Source organism: Bradyrhizobium sp. CB3481, assembly GCF_029714305.1.
Classification (GTDB): Bacteria; Pseudomonadota; Alphaproteobacteria; order Rhizobiales; family Xanthobacteraceae; genus Bradyrhizobium.
Window position 1 is genome coordinate 1360884 of the sequence record NZ_CP121647.1, and the last position, 22397, is coordinate 1383280.

The window sequence follows — 22397 nt, forward strand, 5'->3', positions numbered from 1 at the left end:
GAGGTCGCTCACCGGCGCAAAAATCATTTCGCGGCCGGCGCCACCCGCAAGACGCGTCCGTTCGAACTGTCCGTGAGCAGCCACAGCGCGCCGTCCGGTCCCTGGCGGACGTCGCGGATGCGCTCGTGCAGGTTCTGCAGCAGGCGCTCTTCCGAGGTGACGGTGTTGCCGTTCAGCGTCAGGCGCACCAGCATCGCGCCGCGCAGCGCGCCGACGAACAGGCTGCCGTTCCATTTCGGAAACAGTTTTCCGGTATAGAACGCCATGCCCGACGGTGCGATCGACGGCACCCAGTATTTGAGCGGCTGCTCCATGCCGTCCTTGGCCGTCGCATCGTGGATTTTGGCGCCGGAGTAGTCGATGCCATAGCCGATCACTGGCCAGCCGTAGTTCTTGCCCTTGCCGATTAGATTGACCTCGTCGCCGCCGCGCGGGCCGTGCTCGATTTCCCAGAGTTCGCCGGAGGCGGGATGGATCGCGAGCGACTGCGCGTTGCGGTGGCCGTAGCTCCATATCTCGGCCTTGGCGCCGCTGCGGCCAACGAACGGATTGCCTGAAGGCACGGAGCCGTCGGGCGCGATCCGGATCACCTTGCCGAGATGATTGTCGAGGCCTTGGGCCTGATCGCGATAGGTGAAATGTTCGCCCAGCGTGACGAACAGATTGCCGTCATCGGCCTGTGCGATGCGGCAGCCGTAGTGATTGCCTGACGACAGCGGCCCCTGCTGACGGAAGATGACCTTGACCTGATCCAGCCGGCCGTTGCCGTCGTCGAGTTTGGCGCGCGTGACCGCGGTGCGCCCGCCGCCCTCGGTCCGCTCGGCGTAGCAGAAATAGATGGTCCGGTTCTGCGCAAAGGATTTGTCGATGATGACATCGAGCAGGCCGCCCTGGCCCGACGCCCAGACCTCGGGCACGCCCTTGAGCGGCGGCGAGAGCTGTCCTTCCACTGAAACCACGCGCATGCGGCCGGGACGCTCGGTCACCAGCATGGTTCCATCCGGCAGGAAGGCGAGCGCCCAGGGATTGACGAGGCCGCGGGCGATGGTGCGGACCTCGAGCTCGCCGGCCGAGGAGTCGAATGCCGGCTGTTCGCCGCGGGTGCCGGTCGCGATCAGAAACGACAGGGCAAGCAGGATCGCTACCGTCAGTGCGGCGGTCACGAGGCCGACAGGTGTTTTCATCCTGGTCCACATCGCGATGCCTCTCATCGCGCGTTGGCTAATGATGCAAACAAAAAGGCCGCTGATATCAGGGGATGGGCATCGCCACGGTGGCCTTGATCGACAGCACCGTCATGGTGACCATGAGGCAGAGCGACAGTGTGCCGATCGCGAGCGAGGTGGCGATGGCACCAAGCAATCGGGAAGACGCAACAGGTGCACAGCGGACTCCGAAGCCGACCGTGCCGGGTGACCGTATCATGGTCCAGATCCTTGTAACGCGGGGCGAATCACCCGCGGTGTCAGGAAAACTTTGCAATCGGGACCGGCAACATTGCGGCGACCGACCCTCGAAAATGGCCAAATCACGGCAAGGGTTAAATTTATACCCGCTATTGTTAACTTTTCGAGTAGCGCTCGCGGGAATGTGAGCAGGACGTCCGGCAGACTCGGTCGCGGTTACGCGCCGGCAGCGATACCGGCCTCGTCGTCAGGCACGGTCTCCGGGCGCCAGTCCATGGTCACGAAGCCGGGGGTTTGCTCCACCCGCCGCAGCCAGGCGCGGATGGCGGGGAAGGTGGCGAGGTCGTAATCGCAGCGGTCGGCGACGTGGGTGTAGCCGTAGAGCGCGATATCGGCGACCGTCAGCTGCCCCGCGGCGAAATAGGCGCGGGTCTTGAGATGATTCTCCATCACCTGCAGCGCCGCATAACCACGTTCCATCCAGTCCTCCAGCGCATGCGTCTGCAGGTCGCGGCCGCCCTTGACCAACGACAGCCAGAAATAGGCGGCGCCGATATTGGGCTCGAGCGCGTGCTGCTCGAAGAACATCCATTGCAGCGCTTCGGCGCGTTCGACCCGCGACTCCGGCGCCAGCGACGTGCCGCCGCAGACATACCAGAGGATCGCGTTGGACTCGGCGAGATAGCGTCCGTCCGCGACTTCCAGCAGCGGCACCTGTCCCGACGGGTTCTTTTCCAAAAACTCCGGCGTGCGGCTTTCGCCGCGCAGAATGTCGACCTCGATCGCCTCATAGGGCGCGTTGAGCAGCGCCAGCGCAAGGCGGACCTTGTAGCTGTTGCCGGAGCGCTGCATCGAATAGAGCTTGTACATCGTTCTGGATTTCACCCGGACCCAAGGAAGCACGCACGCCGCGGTTGCGCACCCGCGCTGTCGGCGGATCGCACCGCAACGCGGCTAAACAATGATGCCGATGTCACTGCGTCGCAAGTCCCGCGGAATGGAAAAAGTCGAAATCCATTGCCGCACTGCACGCGCGCAGAATGATTCCATCAACACGCGGGAACAACAAAGATCACGCTTGCGCGACGCGGATAGCGCCGGGCGCATGGCTCGCACGGTCGAGGGCGGCGCGCCGCAATATGAGCGCATAAAAAGCCAGCTCGACCAGCAACCCCAGGGGTATGTAGCTGATGCCGGCGATGCTGCGTGACAGCAGCGGCACAATCCAGGCCGCGGCGAGCAGGCTGATCTCGAAATCGCGAAAGCCGTGGGTGAGCGCGTGCCGCGCGAAGAAGGCAATCGCGACCGCGAGCACCACAAAATCGTAGTCGAGCACATAGGGCGTTGCGAGCAGGCTGGCGAGCGCCAGCGCCGCCGCCTTGAGCTCGAAGGCGGCATCGCTGCGCCATAGCCAGGCGAGGCTGGCGGCGAGCAGCGCGAGCAGCGAGCCCTGCGCCGTATAGGCGGTCGGCACGTTCGCGCCGAGGGCGCGGACGGCCGAGAAGATCGACTGGATCTTCGGCCAGCCGGTGCCGCCTTGTTCGAGCACGACCGTTTGCGTGAAATTCATGGAATCGGCAAAGGCCTGCCAGATGCCGCTGCCGAGCATCGCGAAGCTGATCCCGACCAGCGCAGCCACTGTCAAGGTCGCAGCGCCGATGGTGCGCCAGCGCCCGCCCGCCAGAAGCGCGATCGGAATCAGCACGCCGAATTGCGGCTTGTAGGCGAGCAGGCCGATCAATACGCCGGCAAGCCACGGCCGCCGGTCGAGCCAGTGCAGTGCGCCGCCGAGCAGCGCTGCGGTGAGAAACCCGTTCTGGCCGTGGCCGACATTGACCAGCACGGCAGGGAAGGCGGTGGCAGCCAGCAAGGTTTCGCGGCGTGGCAGGATGGCGCGGATCGCCGCGAGGTAGGCGGCAAAGCTTGCGACCAGCCAGAGCGCGAGACCCGCAGCATAGGGCATTGCTGCGACGAGAAATGCGATCGCAAGGAAGAACGGCGGATAGTGCCAGCCATAGAGCGGCACCTCGCGGCCGTCGAACACGGCCTTCTCCGCCGCATGCTGAAGCACAGGCGAATAGGCGTCAGCGGCGCGTCCCTGCCAGGTCAGCGATCCTGCCGCATAGACGTTGGAAAAATCGGTGCCGATCGGCTGGCCGGTGCGGTCGATCAGGCCGTCGGAAACAACGATCCATCCGGCGAAGACCAGGACCGACAGGGCGAGCAGGATCAGGCAGTAGCCGCGCATGCGCGACGCCGTCAACCAATCGCCGGATCGCAGCCCTTGCCAGATATTTGTCATTTCACCGCGGAATTTTCCGAATATTGCGCCGTATTGCACCGACCGTACCGAGGCCGCTTTAATGTTCCCTAAAGTTCGACGGTATTTGGCCAAGCTTCTTGCGATGCAGCGCCCAGCGCCGTAGGGTGCCCCGTTCCCATCAAAAAGAGTCGTGAATTTTTGAGGTCACGACGTTTGCCAGGAGATGATGATGCCCTTCCTGTCTGCCTCGCTCGCCCGTGTGAAGCCGTCCGCGACGATCGCGGTCACGGATAAAGCGCGCGCGCTGAAAGCGGCGGGTCGCAACGTCATCGGGCTGGGCGCCGGCGAGCCGGACTTCGACACGCCCGCCAACATCAAGCTGGCGGCGATCCGCGCCATCGAAGCGGGCAAGACCAAGTACACCGATGTCGGCGGCATTCCCGAGCTGAAGGAAGCCATCATCGCCAAGTTCCAGCGCGAAAATGGCCTGACCTACAAGCCGAACCAGATCATCGTCGGCACCGGCGGCAAGCAGGTGCTCTACAACGCGCTGATGGCGACGCTGAACCCCGGCGACGAGGTGATCATTCCCGCGCCGTACTGGGTCAGCTATCCCGAGATGGTGGCGCTCGCCGGCGGCGAATCCGTGCCGGTGGTGTGCCCGGCCTCCAGCGGTTTCAAGCTACGGCCGGACGATCTGGAAAAGGCGATCACGCCGAAGACCAAATGGATCATCCTGTGCTCGCCGTCGAACCCGACCGGCGCCGCCTATACGCGCGCTGAACTCAAGGCGATCACCGACGTGCTGGTGAAGCATCCGCATGTCTGGGTGATGACCGACGACATGTACGAGCATCTCGTCTATGACGACTTCCAGTTCGCAACGCCCGCGCAGGTCGAGCCGAAACTCTACGATCGCACGCTGACGGTGAACGGCGTGTCGAAGGCCTATTGCATGACCGGCTGGCGCATCGGCTACGCCGGCGGCCCGGCCGAACTGATCAAGGCGATGTCGACGATCCAGTCGCAGTCGACCTCGAACCCATCGTCGATCGCGCAGTGGGCGTCGGTGGAGGCGCTGAACGGTCCGCAGGACTTCATCCCCGTGCACAACAAGACCTTCAAGGAGCGGCGCGACCTCGTGGTCTCGATGCTCAACCAGGCCAAGGGCATCGAATGTCCGCGCCCCGAAGGCGCGTTCTACGTCTACCCGTCCTGCGCCGGCACCATCGGCAAGACCGCACCGTCAGGCAAGGTGATCGCCAATGATGAGGATTTCGTCACCGAGCTGCTGGAGAGCGAAGGCGTCGCCGTCGTGCAGGGTTCGGCGTTCGGCCTCGGGCCGGCGTTCCGGATTTCCTATGCGACCAAGACCTCGGACCTCGAGGACGCCTGCAAACGCATCCAGCGCTTCTGCGGCAATCTGAGATAAGGCGCGTTTTGCGATCGAAGCGTCCTGCATTCGCTTGATGCAGGACGGCTTTTTGTTGCGCGATGAAAACGCGCATGTCGCGATGTTTTGATCGGTTCTTTGCGAAGCGTCATCTTTTTTGACGAAGCGCCATGTTTTCGACACGGCGCTTCCATCCTGTCCGCTCCGCCAAATTTGTTCATCATCATGCGGAGACTGGGACTCATGCGCTTCCTGACATTGACACTCGCCACGCTTGCGCTGCTCGCGCCGATCGCAGGCGCGGACGCAGCGCCGCCGGTTCGCGCCGGCATCCTGCAATGCCAGGGCGGTCAGAATGTCGGCTTCGTGGTTGGCTCTGTGGCGAACCTCGAATGCGTGTTCCGCAGCGAAGGCCGCCGGCCGGAGCCCTACATCGCCAGGGTGCAGCGCATCGGCCTCGACCTCGGCATTACCGAACAGACTCAGTTGCAGTGGGCGGTGAACGCGCCGACCACCCGGCTCGGCCGCGGCGAACTCGCCGGCTCTTACGGCGGCGTCGGCGCCAACGCTTCGATCGGCATCGGCGGCGGCGGCAACTTCCTGGTCGGCGGCCCGGCCAACGCCTACGCGCTGCAGCCGATCAGCCTGCAGGGCCAAACCGGCCTCAATGTCACCGCCGGGATCGCCGGCCTTGAGCTGCAGCCGTTCTACGGCAATGGCGGCCCGCGCCGCCACGGCCACCGCCGCCATCACCGCCGCGGCTGAGGATCACACGTTTACGGAAAAGGCCCGCGTGAGCGGGCCTTTTTTCTTGTGTCGTTCTGGATGCGGGACGCAGTACAGATGCGTTTCCCCGATCATCGCCGGGGCGCCAGACACAAATCGCGAAAACAACCCCATGCAAAGTAGAATTGGCCCGGCGCATCGCCGGAATGACGCCGCAGCCATTCTGGCACGGCGCATGAAGCTATGGCATAGAACAGCAGCAGTGGGCACGGCCGTTTTGTCGACTCTTGCTCGCATCATGCTTTTTCAGCCGGAGATTACTTCATGCGTCGTTCTCTCATCCTCGCCGCTGCCGCGCTCGCTTCGTTGGTGTCCCCAATAGGCGGCGCCAACGCGCAGCAGGTACAGCGCGTGCAGGTCGGCGTGCTGGAGTGCCGCGGCGGCGCCAGCGTCGGGTTCATCGTCGGTTCTGTCACCAATCTCGGCTGCGTGCTGCGCGCCGACGGGATGCCGGAGGACCGCTACATCGCCACCATCCGCAAGGTCGGCCTCGATCTCGGCATCACCCAGGAATCCGCGCTCGCTTGGGCGGTGTTCGCGCCGGTCGCGCAGCTCGGCCCCGGCGGCCTTTCCGGCGACTATGTCGGCGCGCAGGGTAGCGCCACGCTCGGCGTCGGTGTCGGCGGCAACGTCCTGGTCGGAGGCTCCGCCAATTCGATCGCGCTGCAGCCTCTGAGCCTGCAGGGCCAGGTTGGCGTCAGTATTGCTGCCGGATTGGAAGGCCTGGAATTGCGGCCGGGCCGCTAAATTAACCACACCTCACTTTCGGCATGGTCAGCGTGACCTGGCAGTCGATTGGGCATAAAAAGAATAAACGTTCTTTTTGAGAGGAGCGCGAAATTGCTGCAGCATCAGCCAAGCCGGACGGCCGAATACATGGCCATGTTCCGAGCGTCAGAGCATGCGAAGGGTACCGGGCAACGCTTGTTTGCCGACCCGCTGGCCGTCGCCTTATTGCCGGGAAGCCTGCGGCTATCGGCCAAACTGCTTGCGGTTCGCCCGGTGAGCAGCATGCTTGCCCGCTACATCGACCGGCAATGGCCGGGGGCACGAACCTCCGGCATCGCGCGTACGCGGCTGATCGACGACTGGATCGCGGAATCGATCGGGCAGGCCGAGCAACTCGTATTGCTGGGCGCGGGCTTCGATACGCGGGCCTGGCGGCTCGGCGCGCTCGATGCCGTCAAGGTTTTTGAGGTGGATCATCCTGCGACCGCAAAGGTGAAACGGCAGCGCTTGCAGGCGGCCGGAGCCGATATGAACCGAGTGACCTTCGTCGCCGTCGATTTCGAGATCGATGACTTCGAAGTGCGCCTGCGCGATGCCGGCTTCGATTTGGCGCGGCGCTCGATCGTGGTGTGGGAAGGCGTCAGCCAGTATCTGACCGGCGAGGCGGTATGCGGTGTGATGCGTTGGGCGGGCCGGCTCGCGCCAGGCAGCCGGTTCATCTTCACCTATGTTCATGAGGGCGTGATCGACGGCAGTGTCGCGTTCGATGGCGCAGACAAGGTCGTCGCCAAGGTCGGCGTATCAGGTGAACCCTGGCGGTTCGGGCTGCTGCCGGGCGAATTACCAGGCTTCCTGCGCGAGCGCGGGCTGCGACTGGTGAGCGATCTCGGCGCCGATCAATACCGGGAGCGGGTGATGGGGCAAGCCGGCCGCGATATGCACGGCTACAGCTTCTATCACACGGTGCTCGCGGAAGTCGGCGATGCCTAGGATTTCCGCGGCGCGCGCCAACGAGCAGCGCGGGCGCATCCTCGATGCCGCACTGACATGCTTTGCGCGCGAAGGCTTTCATGCCGCAACCGTGCAGGATATCGTCGAGGAGTCCGGGCTTAGTCCCGGTGCGATCTACGGCTATTTCAAGGGCAAGACCGAGATCGCAATGGCGATCGCCTCCGAACGCCATGCGATGGAACGCCGACGCATGGAATCCGCGCTGGCCGCGCCGGATATCGATACCAGCCTGCGGCGCCTTGTCGAAGGGTTCGTACTTGAATTGCGCAATCCCAAGGAAAGGCGATGGCGCCATCTCGCCGTGCAGCTTTGGGCGGAGAGCCTTTCCAATCCGCGGTTGAAGCGCGAAGCGCTCGCGGGCGTTTCGCAGGCCGTCGACGTGTTGGCGCCGATGATCGCGCAGGCGCAACGGGGAGGGCGCTGGCCGCGGCATCTCGATCCAGCGTCGGCCGCTCGCGTCATGGTCGCGGTCCTGCAGGGCATTTCGCTGCAGATTGCCTGGGATGAGCGCGTCGATATCGAGCGCTTCGCCGTCGCGCTGCGGATCATGCTGGATCCGGGTTCGGAAGGGTCAGGTGCGGTTACCGGCTAGACGAGAATTAGCATCAGGTTCCAGATTTGGCTGATGGTGAGCGGCTCCGAAAGGCGGTCGTCCCAAGCCGAACGTCAATATCGACTGGATGCACCGCAGCGAATTTTTCCCGCTTGCCAAATCGTCCGGACGGGCGGAGCATCAGAAGTCGCCGACCCAATCATGGGCCGAGCTCCAAAGATAAGGAGGCGGCAATGGGACAAGACGTCAGAAGTCCCCGTGGTCCACGGTGCATCGCGCTGGTGGGCCCTTTCCAAAGCGGTAAAACCACACTTTTAGAGGCCATATTGGCGCGAACGGGCGCCATTAAAAATGCCGGCAGCGTCGATGCCGGAACATCCGTCGGCGATGCCACCCCCGAGGCGCGCCATCACAAGATGGGGGTGGGCCTCTCCGCCGCCACCACCACCTTTATGGGCGATAGTTACACCTTTATCGATTGTCCCGGCTCGGTCGAGTTCGCGCATGACATGCGCGCCGCGTTACCCGCGGTCGATGCCGCAGTCGTGGTCTGCGAGGCGGACGAGAAGAAGCTGCCGCAACTGCAGATCATCCTGCGCGAGCTGGAGGATCTCGGCATTCCGCGTTTTCTGTTTTTGAACAAGATCGATCGCGCCAACCAGCGCATTCGCGAGACGCTGGCGATGTTGCAGCCGGCCTCACGCGTGCCGCTGGTGCTGCGGCAGATTCCGATCTGGAACGGCGAGTTGATCGAAGGTTTCGTCGATCTCGCTCTCGAACGCGCCTTCGTCTACCGCGAGCACAAGCCGTCCGAAGTCGTCGCGCTGGAGGGCGGCAATCTCGACCGCGAGAAGGAAGCGCGCTTCTCGATGCTGGAGAAGCTCGCCGACCATGACGACGCGCTGATGGAACAGCTGCTGGAAGACATCCAGCCGCCGCGCGACGCTGTCTTCGACGATCTCGCGCGCGAATTGCGCGAAGGCCTGATCTGCCCGGTGCTGCTCGGCGCGGCTGCACGCGAGAATGGCGTGCTGCGGCTGATGAAGGCATTGCGCCATGAAGCGCCCGGGATCGCCGAGACGGCAAAGCGCCTCGACGCATCGTCGCAAAAGGATGCGCTCGCCTACGTGTTCAAGACACTGCATCTGCAGCACGGCGGCAAGCTGTCGCTGGTGCGACTGCTCGCCGGCCATCTCGACGACGGCGCGACGCTGCAATCCTCGTCCGGCGAGGCCGGGCGCGTGTCCGGCATTCTCGCCGTCAGCGGCGCGCACGACACCAAGCGTCCCTCGGCGGAGCCCGGCGATACCGTCGCGCTCGGCAAGCTCGACGCGATCAAGACCGGCGACACGCTGTCCAGCGGTAAGACCGCGCCAGCGGCGCTGGCGCAGATCGCACCAGTGCCGCCGGTGCTCGCCATGTCGCTGTCGGCGACCGACCGCAAGGACGACGTCAAGCTCGGCCAGGCGCTGCTGCGGCTGAACGAGGAAGACCCGTCGCTGACCATGATCCAGAATCCGCGCACCCACGACATCGTGCTATGGGGGCAGGGCGAGATGCATCTGCGTGTCGCGCTCGAGCGCCTGCGTGACCGGTTCGGCGTCAACGTCAAGTCGCAGCCGCCCGCGATCGGCTATCAGGAGACCATCCGCAAATCGATCACGCAGCGTGGTCGCCACAAGAAGCAGTCCGGCGGCCACGGCCAGTTCGGCGACGTCGTCCTGGAGATCAAGCCGGTGCCGCGCGGCACGGGCTTCGAGTTCCACGAAAAGGTGGTCGGCGGCGCGGTGCCGCGCAACTATATCGGCGCGGTGGAGGAAGGTGTGGTCGATGGCCTCGCAAAGGGCCCGCTCGGCTTTCCCGTCATCGACGTTCATGTCACCCTGATCGACGGCTCCTATCACAGCGTCGATTCCTCCGATCTCGCCTTCCGCACCGCAGCGCGGATCGGTATGAGCGAAGGCCTGCCGCAATGCCAGCCGGTGCTGCTGGAGCCGATCCATGTGGTGGAGATCGTCTGTCCGACCGAGGCCACGGCGAAGATCAACGCCATCCTGTCGGCGCGGCGCGGCCAGATCCTCGGCTTCGACACCCGCGAGGGTTGGGCGGGCTGGGATTGCGTCCGCGCCACCATGCCGGAGGCGGAGATCGGCGACCTGATCGTGGAATTGCGCTCGGCCACCGCCGGCGCCGGCAGCTTTACGCGGACCTTCGACCGCATGGCCGAGGTCACCGGCCGGGCCGCCGACCAGATCATCGCCGCGCACCGCGTCGCGGCGTGAGAATCTCCCTCTCCCCGTTCTTCACGGGGAGCGGGCCGGGGGGAGGGGCTGCTTCCACAAAATTACTGCTTGTGAGTTTGCGGAGACAACCCCTCACCCTGACCCTCTAAGAGCAAGCTTCGCTTGCCTCGACCCCGCGGAGGGCGGGGAGAGGGAGTGCAGCACCGTGGGCTGCTTGACAGGCTCGGCGGGACACGAAATGGATCGGCTTCCAAGAAATTTGGAAAGCTCGTGTCCCACGCCGCAGAGAACCATTGTGTCTAAACCCCCCGCCGCCTGCCTGATCGGATGGCCGGCCGCGCATTCGCGCTCGCCGCTGATCCATCGCTACTGGCTGCGCACGCTCGGCATCGAGGGCGGCTATGTCATCGAGGCGGTGCCGCCGGACGAGTTCAAGGATTTCATCTTCCGCCTGTCGCTGCGCGGCTTCGTCGGCGCCAATGTCACCATTCCGCACAAGGAGCAGGCGCTGGCGCTGACCAAGCCCGATGCGCGCGCCCGCGCGGTCGGCGCGGCCAATACGCTGTGGTTTGCCGATGGCGAATTGTGCTCGACCAACACCGACGTCGAAGGCTTCATCAACAATCTCGACGCCTGCGCTGACGGTTGGGACCAATGCGATGAAGCGCTGGTGCTCGGCGCCGGCGGCGCCTCGCGCGCCGTGCTGTTCGGCCTGCTCGACCGCGGCATCAAGCGCGTCTATCTCGCCAACCGCACCATGGCGCGTGCGCAGGCACTGGCCGATCAGTTCGGTGCGCGCGTCGTGCCCGTCGCGTGGGATGCGATCGGCGATCTCCTGCCGCGCACGAGCTTTCTGGTGAACACGACCTCGCTCGGCATGAAGGGCCAGCCGCCGCTTGAACTCGATGTCACGATGCTGCCGCAAGAGGCCGTCGTCGCCGATCTCGTCTATGTGCCGCTCGATACGCCGCTGTTGGACGCGGCCCGGGCGCGCGGCCTGAAGACGGCCGACGGGCTCGGCATGCTGCTACACCAGGCGGTGCGCGGCTTCGAATTGTGGTTCGGCCGGCGGCCCGAGGTGACGGCAGAGCTTCGCACACTGGTCGAGGCCGATCTCACGAATAGCTGATCGGCCGGTCGCGAACTATTGAGGCGGAATTTTTTTGAAGTGCCGGGGTCAATGGCTACGTCAGTGCCGCCACCGGAGATCCCAGCATGCCCGTTCACCGCTTTCAGTTCGTTCGCCCGCTTGTCGCCGTCGCGATGGTGGCCGGTTCCACGCTTTACGCGATCGCCCAGCAGCCGCCGACGCCGACGCGCGTCCGTGGCACCATCGAGGCCGTCGATGGCAATCTGCTCGCGGTCAAGTCGCGCGGCGGCGAGGATGTCAAGCTGAACATGACCGGCGATGTCAATGTCGTCGGCATCAGCAGGATCTCGCTGTCCGACATCAAGGTCGGCTCCTTCATCGGCACCACCACGGTGCCGGGCTCCGACGGCAGCCAGAACGCGGTCGAGGTGCACGTGTTTCCGGAAAACATGCGCGGCACCGGCGAGGGCTCGCGGCCCTACGATCTGCGCCCCAACTCCACCATGACCAACGCCACGGTGGCGGATTCCGTGGTCGGCAATGACGGCCACACCCTGACGATCAAGTACAGGGGCGGCGAGAAGAAGGTCGTGGTCTCGCCGGAAACGCCTGTCGTGACCTATGTTCCCGCCGACAGGGCCGACCTCAAGGTCGGCGCCAAGGTGATCGCCTTCATGAAGAAGCTGCCGGACGGCTCGCTCGAGACCAGCCGCGTCAGCGTCGGCCGCGACGGCCTGACCCCGCCGATGTGACGCGCAGCGTCATTCCGGGATGGTCCGAAGGACCAGACCCGGAATCTCGAGATTCTCAGGTGCGCAATTGCGCACCGTAGTTCGATGCTTACGCATCGCCCCGGAATGACGAACAGGCGTTGAGCATGGAATACCTGCTCACATCCGGTGTTTGCGTTGAGTTGGGCGCCAAATAACAATCCGGGAGAACAATCATGCCGAAACCTTCTTCATGGCCGCGACTGCTCGCGGCAACCCTTGGCCTTGCCACCCTGATTGCGGTCGAGGCCTCGGCACAGCAGCCGCCGACGGTCCGCATCCGCGGCACCATCGAGGCGGTTGACGGCCCCGTGCTGTCGATCAAGTCGCGCGAGGGCACCGACATGAAGGTGAAGATGACCGACAATGTCGCTGTGTTCGCCGTCGTGAAGACCGAGCTCTCCGAAATCAAGGAAGGCTCCTATATCGGCGTCACCGGCATGCCGGAGCCTGACGGCACCCAAAAAGCAGTCGCGGTGCACATCTTCCCCGAGAACCAGCGTGGCGCCGCCGAAGGTTTTCGCCCCTGGGACCAGCGGCCGAACTCTACCATGACCAATGCCACGGTCGCGCAGACGGTGAAGGGCACCGACGGCCAGAACATTCTGGTCAAGTACAAGGACGGCGAGAAGAAAGTGGTAGTGCCGCCTGGCACGCCCGTCGTCACCTTCGTCGCCAGTGACAAGTCCGAGATCAAGCCGGGCGCGAAGATCATCATCTTCGGCGCGGTGAAGAAGGACGACGGCACGCTCGAAGCGAACCGCGTCAATGTCGGCCGCGACGGGATCACACCGCCGATGTGACGGCTATAGGACGGCTAGCGAGCTCTCTCAACGGGTCGTCCCCGCGAACGCGGGGATCCATAGCCACCGTTGCATGTTGTGGATCGAAGGCGTCTACCACATCGCTTGACTGAACGGCCGCGGCGTATGGGTCCCCGCGTTCGCGGGGACGACGATGAGCTTGTCTCGCCGCTTCCTCACACCGCCAGCACGTCGTCGTTGATCTCGGCCACCGTGTTGACGCCGCACAGGCCCATCGTCGTGAGCATTTCCTTGGCGAGGATGTCGATCGCCTTGGCGACGCCGGCCTCGCCGCCGGCACCCAGGCCGTAAGCATAGGCACGGCCGATCATGCAGGATTTTGCGCCGTGTGCGAGCGCGCGCACCACGTCCATGCCGGTGCGAATGCCGCCGTCGAACATGATCTCCACCTGCGAGCCGACGGCATCGACGATCTCCGGCAGCACCTCGATCGAGGAGGGCGCGCCGTCGAGCTGGCGGCCGCCATGGTTGGAGACGACGATGGCCTGCGCGCCGGTCTTGGCCGCGAGCTCGGCGTCCTCGACGTCGAGAATGCCCTTGAGGATCAGCTTGCCCGGCCAGATCGAGCGGATCCAGTCGAGGTCCTTCCAGTTCAGCGAGGTGTCGAACTGCGAGGCGGTCCATTCCGCCAGTCTATTGAGATCCTCGGTGCCTTTGACGTGGCCGACAATGTTGCCGAAGCTGCGGCGCTTGCCGCGCAGGATGCCCGCGACCCACGAAGGCTTGCTGGCAAAGTCGAGCAGTTTTCCCAGCGACCACTCCGGCGGCACCGACATGCCGTTCTTGATGTCCTGGTGGCGCTGGCCGATCACCTGCAGGTCGACGGTCAATACCAGCGCCGAGCACTTTGCCGCGATGGCGCGCTCGATCAGCGCCTTGATGAAGCCGCGGTCCTTCATGACGTAGAGCTGGAACCAGAACGGCTTGTCGACGGCGGCCGCGATATCCTCGATCGAGCAGATCGACATCGTGCTCTGGGTGAAGGGAATGCCGGCCGCCTGCGCCGCGCGGCAGGCATGAATTTCGCCGTCGCCATGCTGCATGCCGAGCAGGCCGACGGGAGCCAGGATCAAAGGCATCGCGGCGGGCTCGCCAAGGATGGTGGTGGAGAGATCGCGCTTGGAGACATCGACCAGGATGCGCTGGCGGAACTTGATCTGCTGCAGATCCTCGGAATTGGCGCGCAGCGTGTCCTCGGTGTAGGAGCCGCGATCGGCATAGTCGAAAAACGCCTTGGGAACCCTGCGCCTGTGCAACTGGCGCAGATCCTCAATGCAGGTGATGTGCTTCATGGACGTCCCGCCCTTCTTGAATTTCGTAAGCCCGCCGTCATCTAGCATGGTTGGATGGCCAGCCAAATCGCATCTCGTGCGGCGCCATTCATGACGGGAGAACATCCCATGACCCATCCGCGCACTGCTGCATCTGACAAGGCCGGCCCGACCGCGTTAGAGGACAAGCGCCGGCTCGACGATGCCCTGGAAGAGGGGCTGGAGGAGACCTTTCCGGCGTCCGACCCGGTCAATGTCACGCAGCCACCGCCCTCGAAGGCGGACCGCCGCATCAAGCGGCGCTGATCCGAGGCCCGGCCAGCAGGCCCGCCGGCATCTCCAAAAGCTGAGCAATGTCAATGCTATATCTGGGAAAATGGCTGCCTTGTGCCGTAATGATTCATCATATTTTTTGAAGCCATTTTAGCGGCCGAGGGATTATAACCGCTGCACGCCTCGATCGAGGGCGTTCGGTGATTCGTGGCCTGATGGGTCCTCGTCCCGAAATGGCTGGGGGTTTTATGAGTCGCAAATATTTCGGTACCGACGGCATCAGGGGTCGCGCCAATGGTTTGATCACGCCGGAGCTCGCGCTCAAGGTGGGGCAGGCGGCCGGCCTGGTGTTTCAGCGCGGTGACCATCGCCACCGCGTCGTCATCGGCAAGGATACGCGCCTCTCCGGCTACATGATCGAATACGCCATGGTCGCCGGCTTCACCTCGGTCGGCATGGACGTGCTGCTGCTCGGCCCGATGCCGACGCCGGCGGTCGCGATGCTGACCAAGTCGATGCGCGCCGACCTCGGCGTGATGATCTCGGCCTCGCACAATCTGTTCGAGGATAACGGCATCAAGCTGTTCGGCCCGCAGGGCTTCAAGCTGTCCGACGACGTCGAGAAGCAGATCGAGCAGCTGCTCGACGAGCCGATCGACCGCCGCCTGGCGCAGAGCGCGAGCCTCGGGCGCGCCCGCCGCATCGACGGCGTCCATGACCGCTACATCGAATTCGCCAAGCGCACGCTGCCGCGCGAGCTGTCGCTCGACGGCCTGCGCGTCGTGGTCGACTGCGCACACGGCGCCGCCTACAAGGTGGTGCCGGAAGCGCTGTGGGAGCTGGGCGCCGACGTCATTGCGATCGGCGTCGATCCCGACGGATTCAACATCAACAAGGAATGCGGCTCGACCGCGCCGGAGACGCTGGCCAAGAAGGTGCGCGAGATGCGCGCCGATATCGGCATTGCGCTCGACGGCGACGCCGATCGCGTCATCTTGGTTGACGAGCGCGGCCATGTGGTCGACGGCGACCAGCTGCTCGCGGTGATCGCGCAGAGCTGGAAGGAAGACGGCCGACTTGCCAAGCCCGGCATCGTCGCCACCGTGATGTCGAATCTCGGCCTCGAGCGCTTTCTCGAGAGCCAGGGCCTCGGCATGGTGCGCACGCCAGTTGGCGACCGCTACGTGCTCGAGCAGATGCTGAGCCAGGGCTACAATCTCGGCGGTGAGCCCTCGGGCCATATCATTCTCTCCGACTACGCCACGACCGGCGACGGCTTCGTCGCCGCGCTGCAGGTGCTCGCCGTGGTGCAGAAGCTGCGCCGCCCGGTGTCGGAGGTCTGCCATCGCTTCGACCCGCTGCCGCAGATCCTGAAAAACGTGCGCTATCGCAGTGGCAAGCCGCTCGACAATGCCGAGGTGAAATCGGCGATATCAGACGGCGAGAACCGCCTCAACGGCCACGGCCGCCTCTTGGTCCGCTCGTCCGGCACCGAGCCTGTCATCCGCGTGATGGGCGAGGGCGACGACCGCGATCTGGTCGAGGACGTCGTCGACCAGATCGTCAGCGCGCTCGGCCACGCTGCGGCGGCATAAGCGCGATTTATCCGGCGCCGACGTGATCGCTGATCGGCGGTGCGCAGTTGCGCATCGCAGCCATCGTCTATTGATGCTGGTCGCCGCCACGCGATGCGGCGTAAAAAGACGGCATTGCGCCCGCCGGTCATTTTTGGGAATGCGCCGTTGAACAAGCCCGTTATCGTGTCAGAGGAAACCGCGGCCGCGCCGGTGATGGTGGCGGATGCTGCGCCCGGCCTCACCGCCAAGGCCGCCGTCGCCGGGCCGGCCTATGTCGTGCTCGCCGGCATCAGCTTCTCGCATTTCCTCAACGACACGATGCAGTCGTTGATCGCGTCGGTCTATCCTATCCTGAAAGACGCCTACGCGCTCGACTACGCGCAGATCGGCATGATCACGCTGGCGTTCCAGTTCACCGCATCGCTGCTGCAGCCTGTGGTCGGGCACTTCACCGATAAGAAGGCGCAGCCGTTCTCGCTCGCGATCGGCATGGGCTTTACTTTCGTTGGCCTCTTGCTGCTCAGCGTTGCGCATCTCTATCCGATCATCCTGATCGCGGCGGCGCTGGTCGGGTTGGGCTCGGCGGTATTCCATCCGGAATCGGCGCGCATCGCGCGGCTCGCGTCCGGCGGCCGCTACGGCTTTGCGCAATCGGTGTTTCAGCTCGGCGGCAGTTTTGGCACTTCGATGGGGCCGGTGCTCGCCGCGTTGATTGTGGTGCCGTTCGGCCAGCCGTCGATCGCCTGGTTCTCGTCGATCGCATTTCTGGCGATCGTGATCCTGTGGCGGATCGGCGTCTGGTACAGGCCGCAGATCACGACCAAGAAGACGGCGGTGGTGGAACGGCATCCGGACCATCCGGATTCGCGTCGCGTGAAAATCGCGCTCGCGGTGCTGGTCGCGCTCTTGTTCTCGAAACAGCTCTACGTGTCGAGCCTGTCGAGCTATTACATCTTCTACCTGATCGACAAGTTTCAGGTCTCGACCCAGGCGGCCCAGCTCTATCTCTTCATCTTCCTCGCCGCGAACGCGGCGGGCGCGTTCTTCGGGGGGCCGCTCGGCGATCGCTACGGCCGCAAATACGTCCTCTGGTTCTCGGTCCTGGGCGCGCTGCCGTTCACGCTGGCGCTGCCCTATGCCGGCCTTGCCACCAGCGCCGTGCTGACGGTGTTCATCGGCCTGATCCTGTCATCGGCGACGTCGTCGATCATCGTGTTCGCGCAGGAATTGATGCCGCACCGTTTCGGCATGATCTCGGGCGTGTTCTTCGGCGTCGCCTTCGGCATCGGCGGACTTGGCGCAGCCGTGCTCGGCAAGGTCGCCGACCACACCGGCATTGCCTTCGTCTATCACCTCTGCGCATTCCTGCCCGCGCTCGGCCTGCTTGCAGTGTTCCTGCCGAAGATGCCGAGACAGGCGAATAGCGAGTAGGGAATGGCGAGTGGCGCGCGGGGGACGGCGGCGCCTCTACTCGCCATTCGCTATTCGCAACTCGCCCATTATCAATACATCGTTAGGGTGTATGGCGGTTTCGCCATTTTTCTCGTTGCAACTGCGCGGAGATTCGCTTGAAAAACAGGCCCCGCGAAAAAAGTGAGAGATTGTCAACCTTAAAAATTAGGGTTAAGCGCCGCTTAAACATTTAATGCCATCGTCCCGTCCGTGAGTTTTTGAAGTGGGGCCTTTTGTAGTCAGCCTCACCGGACAAAAGGACGAAGCCCATGCGTAGCGTTAAGTCTTTCATTGCCGCCGGTGCGGCCACTTTGTTGTCCTCCGCGGCGTTTGCTGCCGACATGGCGATAGCGCCTCCGCCCGCTTATGCGCCGGCTCCCGTGGTTGAGGATTTCGGCGGCTGGTATCTGCGCGGCGACATCGGCTTTTCCAACCAGCGTGTCGATCGTCTGAACAATGCGCTCGACGTCAACAACACGTCCTCGGTGCAGAGGCTGAACTTCAACTCCGCCGGCATCTTCGGCCTCGGCGTCGGCTACAAGGTCAACAACTGGTTCCGCGCCGACGTCACCGGTGAATATCGCGGCAATTCCAACTTCTTCGGCACCGACCGCATCACTTATGTCGGTGGCGTCGGCACCGACACCTATCACGCGACCAAGAACGAGTGGGTCGTTCTCGCCAATGCCTATGTCGATCTCGGCACCTGGTGGTGCATCACCCCGTTCATCGGCGCTGGCGTCGGTGGCGCGCGGGTTGCGATCAACGGCTTCACCGACCAGAGCATCGCGCTGAACGGCGGCGTCGGCCCCGCACTGCCGGGCCTTGCCTTCGGCGACAACGTCTCGAAGTGGAATTTCGCCTGGGCGGCCCACGCCGGTCTCGCGTACAAGGTCACGCCGAACTTCACGGTCGAGCTCGCTTATCGCTATCTCGACATGGGTGACGGCCTGACCGGCGACCTTCGCGCGTTCGATGGCACCAACAACATCAACAACCCGACGACCTTCAAGCACATCACCTCGCACGACCTGAAGCTCGGCGTGCGCTGGGATCTGACCAGCCCGCAGGTCTACGCTCCGCCGCCGCTGGTCACCAAAGGTTAATCGCGACTTCCATTCGTTAACGGTTGCCGAACGGCGCGGGAGTTTCCCGCGCCGTTTGCTTTTGCGCCACGCAGAGAGACGGGGCGCATCAGGAAGAAAATACGCGTCAGCTTTCCGACAAGATTGCGCCATTCGAAGCCCACGAAAACGATTGGTTAAGGTTAACAGGCGATGATCAGCGACAAGTTCAGTACGTGGATGGAGCGTTGCGATGCGTCGATTGTTGCTGGTGGCTTTGATGTGTGGGGTGGTCGGCGGCGCTCATGCGGCTGACATGCCGGACCTGCCGTTTCTCCGCGGCAGCTTCACCGAGGGGCTGAGCACAGCCACCGTGAATTGGCAGGGTGGCTATATCGGCGGACACGCCGCCTACGGCACCTCGAACATGAATTTTACGGGTTCGACGAGAAACGTCGTCGCGCGCCTCCTGGACGGTACCGAAATGGAGGCGATCCAGCGAATATCTGAGTGGCCGGTGCTGGGAAAAGTGTCGGCCCATGGCGAAGGGTTCGGCGGATTCATCGGCTACAACGCGCAGTGGAGCGACGTCGTCCTGGGCGTTGAATTAAACTACACCCATGGCAAGTTCGGCGGTTCACAAACCGGCAGCATGGCGCGGTTCTTCTCGCTTCCCTCCGGGTATACGGTCGGCGCCACGTATCAGGCGACAGCCCAGATGATCCTGAACGACATGGGAACGCTTCGCGTGCGCGGCGGCTACGCGTACGGTTCGTTTCTCCCCTATATGTTTGGCGGCATCGCACTCGGGCAGGCCGATATCATTCGCACCGCCCGAGTCTTCGGCACGCAGGTCAATCCGGCGGCCGCGCCGCCATTCCAGAACGTGCCGTTCGATGTCAGCGCGACCGACGCCCAGTATAGCCACTTGATCTACGGCTATTCGTTCGGCCTGGGCACTGAAGTGATGCTGATGGCCGGCCTGTTCTTGCGCGCCGAATGGGAATATGTGCGCTTCGCATCCTCGATCGATACCAGCATCAACACGGTCCGCGCCGGCCTCGGCTACAAGTTCTGACCGCCCCGCGGCGCCGAGCGCGCCGCCGTTGACAGATCTGCCGCCGCCTGTTGCACTGTTGCGCTGACAGGGGCGGCACATGAAGATCTACGGCGATACCAATTCCGGCAATTGTCTTAAGGTGAAATGGGTGTGCGATCATCTCGCGTTGCCCTACACCTGGATCGCAATCGATACGCTCAAGGGCGAGACGCGGACCGCGGAGTTTCTCAAGCTCAACGGCGCGGGTCAGGTGCCGACCATCGAGCTCGATGACGGCCGCACGCTGGCGCAGTCCAACGCGATCATCCGCTATCTTGCCCGCAGCTCTAGCCTGATCCCCACGGATGCATTCGCACAAGGCAAGATGGATGAATGGCTGTTCTGGGAACAGTACAGCCACGAGCCCTATGTCGCAGTGTGCCGTTTCCAGATGTTCTATCTGAACAAGCCGGCCTCCGACCTCGATCCCGAGAAGGTCAGGCGCGGTTATGCGGCGCTGGCGCGAATGGAGCAGCAGCTCAGCGTCACGCCATTTCTTGTCGGCGACGCCGTCACGCTCGCCGATGTCTCGCTGCTCGCCTATACCCGCGTGGCGCATGAAGGCGGCTTCGATCTCGCCGGCTATCCGGCGCTGCGCCGCTGGATCGCGGCAGCCGAAAAATTCCTCAAGCTTCCACCGGCGCGCTGACTTCACGACATACAGAAAATTGTAGGGGTGGGCAAAGGAGCGCAGCGACGTGCCCACCATCCATCACCGAGTACGTTGCTCAATGGTGGGCACGCTGGCTTTGCCCACCCTACTGCAGATCTTCTTGTTGCTTGCAGCAGTGCATGCGCGCAGCAAGGCTTTGCACGCAGGTTGAATGGAGTTTGCGACAAAGCTTTCAGGTAGTCGTCGCTGTGCGATCGGGTTAACAACCGATAAACTACGCATGCGTCCGTGATTTTACGGACAGGAACGTCTCCGCTAATGCGACGTCACCCATGGGGCTTGGGCAGCTTTGGGGATTTCCGATGAAGAAATATTCGATCGTTCGTATCGGAAGCGAATATGTCGTACAGGCCGGAGAGACGCGCATTTTGAAGGTCGCGAGCCGCCGGGAGGCGGCCAAGCTGGTCACCGATGCCGCCGAATTGTTGCAGGAGGAGCCGGCGCCTGGCGCAGGGGAGGGCTCATCAATCGGGCGTGATATGCCCGATGTTTCTTGACGATTGGGCGCGATTCCCTTAATCACCGCCGCGGGACACCTCCCCCCAACGGGAGGCTTACTATCTGGAAGGATAGATCATGACCGTAGCGAAGCCCGCTTCGCGGCCGAACGTGCCGCATTTCTCCTCCGGCCCCTGTGCCAAGCGCCCCGGCTGGAATCCCCAAAATCTCAAGGATGCCGCCCTCGGCCGCTCGCACCGCGCGAAGCTCGGCAAGGCCAAGCTTAAGCTCGCGATCGAGCTGACGCGCGAAGTGCTTGAAGTGCCGGCCGATTACAAGATCGGCATCGTGCCGGCGTCCGATACCGGCGCGGTCGAAATGGCGCTATGGTCGCTGCTCGGCGCGCGCCCCGTCACCACGATCGCCTGGGAATCCTTCGGCGAGGGCTGGGTCAGCGACATCGTCAAGGAATTGAAGCTCAAGGACGTCACCAAGCTGCATGCCGGCTACGGCGATCTTCCCGATCTCTCCAAGGTCGACCAGGCCTCCGACGTCGTCTTCACCTGGAATGGCACCACATCAGGCGTGCGCGTGCCGAACGCCGACTGGATCAGCGCCGATCGCCAGGGCCTGACGATTTGCGACGCCACCTCGGCCGCCTTCGCGCAAGCGCTGGATTTCGCCAAGCTCGACGTCGTGACCTTCTCCTGGCAGAAGGCGCTCGGCGGCGAGGCCGCGCATGGCATGCTGATCCTCTCCCCGCGTGCCGTGGAGCGGCTCGAGACCTACAAGCCGGCCTGGCCGCTGCCGAAGATTTTCCGCCTTACCAAGGGCGGCAAGCTCAACCAGGGCATCTTCGAAGGCGAGACCATCAACACGCCGTCGATGCTGTGCGTCGAGGACTATCTCGATGCGCTGAACTGGGCGAAGTCGATCGGTGGCCTCAAGGCCCTGATCGCGCGCGCCGACGCCAACACCAAGGTGCTGTCGGACTGGAAGGCGAAGACGCCGTGGATCGACTTTCTGGCGAAGGATCCCGCGATCCGTTCCAACACATCGGTGTGCCTGAAGTTCATCGACCCCGCCATCACCTCGCTGACGGCGGATGCGCAGGCCGAGTTTTCCAAGAAGCTGGTGGCGCTGGTCGAGAAGGAAGCCGCCGGTTACGACTTCGCCTATTACCGCGATGCGCCGGCGGGCCTGCGGATCTGGTGCGGCGCGACCGTGGAAGCGTCCGACGTCGCATTGCTGACGCAGTGGATCGACTGGGCGTTCGCCGAGACCAAGGCCGCGTTGCCGAAGGCGGCTTAAGCTTTACCCTCCCCTGGAGGGGGCCGAGACGAGCGGAGCTCGCTCGTGGATCGGCGCATCCGAAGGATGCGTCGGGGTGGGGTGATCTCTCCGCACCCGACGCACGCAGAGTTCGCAGCGACAGTTTCACCCATCCCGGCGCTTCGCGCCGACCTTCCCCCTCCAGGGGAA

General features: G+C 63.8%; 22 protein-coding genes. 17 read left to right on the plus strand and 5 right to left on the minus strand.

Annotated elements, in window-relative coordinates:
* Nucleotides 1-23: 23 nt before the first annotated feature.
* From QA643_RS06555 to QA643_RS06570, 4 genes are all read right to left on the minus strand, one after another.
* Nucleotides 24-1184: a PQQ-dependent sugar dehydrogenase gene (locus QA643_RS06555; protein ID WP_283032378.1), complete on the minus strand. Its 1161-nt coding sequence runs from the start codon at nt 1182-1184 to the stop codon at nt 24-26.
* Nucleotides 1185-1251: 67 nt separating this feature from the next.
* Nucleotides 1252-1425, minus strand: coding sequence for a hypothetical protein (locus tag QA643_RS06560; protein WP_283032379.1), 174 nt, complete (start codon nt 1423-1425; stop codon nt 1252-1254).
* A 197-nt stretch (nt 1426-1622) separates the two neighbouring features.
* The gene (locus tag QA643_RS06565; protein ID WP_283032380.1) at nt 1623-2276 is read right to left on the minus strand and encodes a glutathione S-transferase family protein; all 654 of its coding nucleotides are present in this window, start codon (nt 2274-2276) and stop codon (nt 1623-1625) included.
* A 202-nt stretch (nt 2277-2478) separates the two neighbouring features.
* Nucleotides 2479-3708 (minus strand): glycosyltransferase family 87 protein, encoded by a 1230-nt coding sequence (locus QA643_RS06570; protein WP_283032381.1) that lies wholly within the window; start codon nt 3706-3708, stop codon nt 2479-2481.
* A gap of 190 nt (nt 3709-3898) precedes the next feature.
* Between QA643_RS06570 and QA643_RS06575 the strand changes: the two genes are divergently transcribed.
* From QA643_RS06575 to QA643_RS06615, 9 genes are all read left to right on the plus strand, one after another.
* Nucleotides 3899-5101 carry a pyridoxal phosphate-dependent aminotransferase gene (locus tag QA643_RS06575; RefSeq protein ID WP_283032382.1) on the plus strand — a complete coding sequence of 401 codons (1203 nt, stop codon included), beginning with the start codon at nt 3899-3901 and terminating at the stop codon, nt 5099-5101.
* A gap of 204 nt (nt 5102-5305) precedes the next feature.
* Complete coding sequence (locus tag QA643_RS06580) at nt 5306-5827, plus strand: DUF992 domain-containing protein (RefSeq protein WP_283032383.1); 522 nt, start codon at nt 5306-5308, stop codon at nt 5825-5827.
* 285 nt (nt 5828-6112) lie between these two features.
* Nucleotides 6113-6595: a DUF992 domain-containing protein gene (locus QA643_RS06585; RefSeq protein WP_283032384.1), complete on the plus strand. Its 483-nt coding sequence runs from the start codon at nt 6113-6115 to the stop codon at nt 6593-6595.
* Between the two features lie 135 nt (nt 6596-6730).
* Nucleotides 6731-7567, plus strand: a complete 837-nt coding sequence (locus QA643_RS06590; RefSeq protein ID WP_283032385.1) for an SAM-dependent methyltransferase — start codon at nt 6731-6733, stop codon at nt 7565-7567.
* Nucleotides 7560-8180, plus strand: a complete 621-nt coding sequence (locus QA643_RS06595; protein WP_283032386.1) for a TetR/AcrR family transcriptional regulator — start codon at nt 7560-7562, stop codon at nt 8178-8180. Before QA643_RS06590 ends, QA643_RS06595 begins: the two co-directional genes overlap by 8 nt.
* Nucleotides 8181-8374: 194 nt before the next feature.
* Nucleotides 8375-10423, plus strand: a complete 2049-nt coding sequence (locus tag QA643_RS06600) for an elongation factor G (protein ID WP_283032387.1) — start codon at nt 8375-8377, stop codon at nt 10421-10423.
* A gap of 256 nt (nt 10424-10679) precedes the next feature.
* Nucleotides 10680-11513 (plus strand): shikimate dehydrogenase, encoded by an 834-nt coding sequence (locus tag QA643_RS06605; RefSeq protein ID WP_283032388.1) that lies wholly within the window; start codon nt 10680-10682, stop codon nt 11511-11513.
* A 134-nt stretch (nt 11514-11647) separates the two neighbouring features.
* A complete protein-coding gene (locus QA643_RS06610; RefSeq protein WP_283034731.1) occupies nt 11648-12226 on the plus strand; it encodes a hypothetical protein in 579 nt (192 codons plus the stop codon).
* Nucleotides 12227-12420: 194 nt separating this feature from the next.
* Nucleotides 12421-13047: a hypothetical protein gene (locus QA643_RS06615; RefSeq protein WP_283032389.1), complete on the plus strand. Its 627-nt coding sequence runs from the start codon at nt 12421-12423 to the stop codon at nt 13045-13047.
* 176 nt (nt 13048-13223) lie between these two features.
* Here QA643_RS06615 and QA643_RS06620 read toward each other — a convergent pair whose 3' ends face one another.
* Complete coding sequence (locus QA643_RS06620) at nt 13224-14360, minus strand: alpha-hydroxy acid oxidase (RefSeq protein ID WP_283034732.1); 1137 nt, start codon at nt 14358-14360, stop codon at nt 13224-13226.
* A gap of 108 nt (nt 14361-14468) precedes the next feature.
* Here QA643_RS06620 and QA643_RS06625 point away from each other — a divergent pair, with 108 nt between their 5' ends.
* From QA643_RS06625 to QA643_RS06660, 8 genes are all read left to right on the plus strand, one after another.
* The gene (locus tag QA643_RS06625) at nt 14469-14645 is read left to right on the plus strand and encodes a hypothetical protein (RefSeq protein WP_283032390.1); all 177 of its coding nucleotides are present in this window, start codon (nt 14469-14471) and stop codon (nt 14643-14645) included.
* A 215-nt stretch (nt 14646-14860) separates the two neighbouring features.
* Complete coding sequence (glmM, locus tag QA643_RS06630) at nt 14861-16207, plus strand: phosphoglucosamine mutase (protein WP_283032391.1); 1347 nt, start codon at nt 14861-14863, stop codon at nt 16205-16207.
* Nucleotides 16208-16354: 147 nt separating this feature from the next.
* Nucleotides 16355-17620 (plus strand): MFS transporter, encoded by a 1266-nt coding sequence (locus tag QA643_RS06635; protein WP_283032392.1) that lies wholly within the window; start codon nt 16355-16357, stop codon nt 17618-17620.
* 290 nt (nt 17621-17910) lie between these two features.
* Nucleotides 17911-18747 carry an outer membrane beta-barrel protein gene (locus QA643_RS06640; RefSeq protein WP_283032393.1) on the plus strand — a complete coding sequence of 279 codons (837 nt, stop codon included), beginning with the start codon at nt 17911-17913 and terminating at the stop codon, nt 18745-18747.
* Between the two features lie 211 nt (nt 18748-18958).
* On the plus strand, nt 18959-19783 hold the full coding sequence (locus tag QA643_RS06645; protein WP_283032394.1) for an outer membrane beta-barrel protein: 825 nt from the start codon (nt 18959-18961) through the stop codon (nt 19781-19783).
* 79 nt (nt 19784-19862) lie between these two features.
* Nucleotides 19863-20453 (plus strand): glutathione S-transferase family protein, encoded by a 591-nt coding sequence (locus QA643_RS06650; RefSeq protein WP_283032395.1) that lies wholly within the window; start codon nt 19863-19865, stop codon nt 20451-20453.
* 326 nt (nt 20454-20779) lie between these two features.
* Nucleotides 20780-20974 (plus strand): hypothetical protein, encoded by a 195-nt coding sequence (locus QA643_RS06655; protein ID WP_283032396.1) that lies wholly within the window; start codon nt 20780-20782, stop codon nt 20972-20974.
* 79 nt (nt 20975-21053) lie between these two features.
* Nucleotides 21054-22226 carry a phosphoserine transaminase gene (locus tag QA643_RS06660; RefSeq protein WP_283032397.1) on the plus strand — a complete coding sequence of 391 codons (1173 nt, stop codon included), beginning with the start codon at nt 21054-21056 and terminating at the stop codon, nt 22224-22226.
* Nucleotides 22227-22397: the final 171 nt, after the last annotated feature.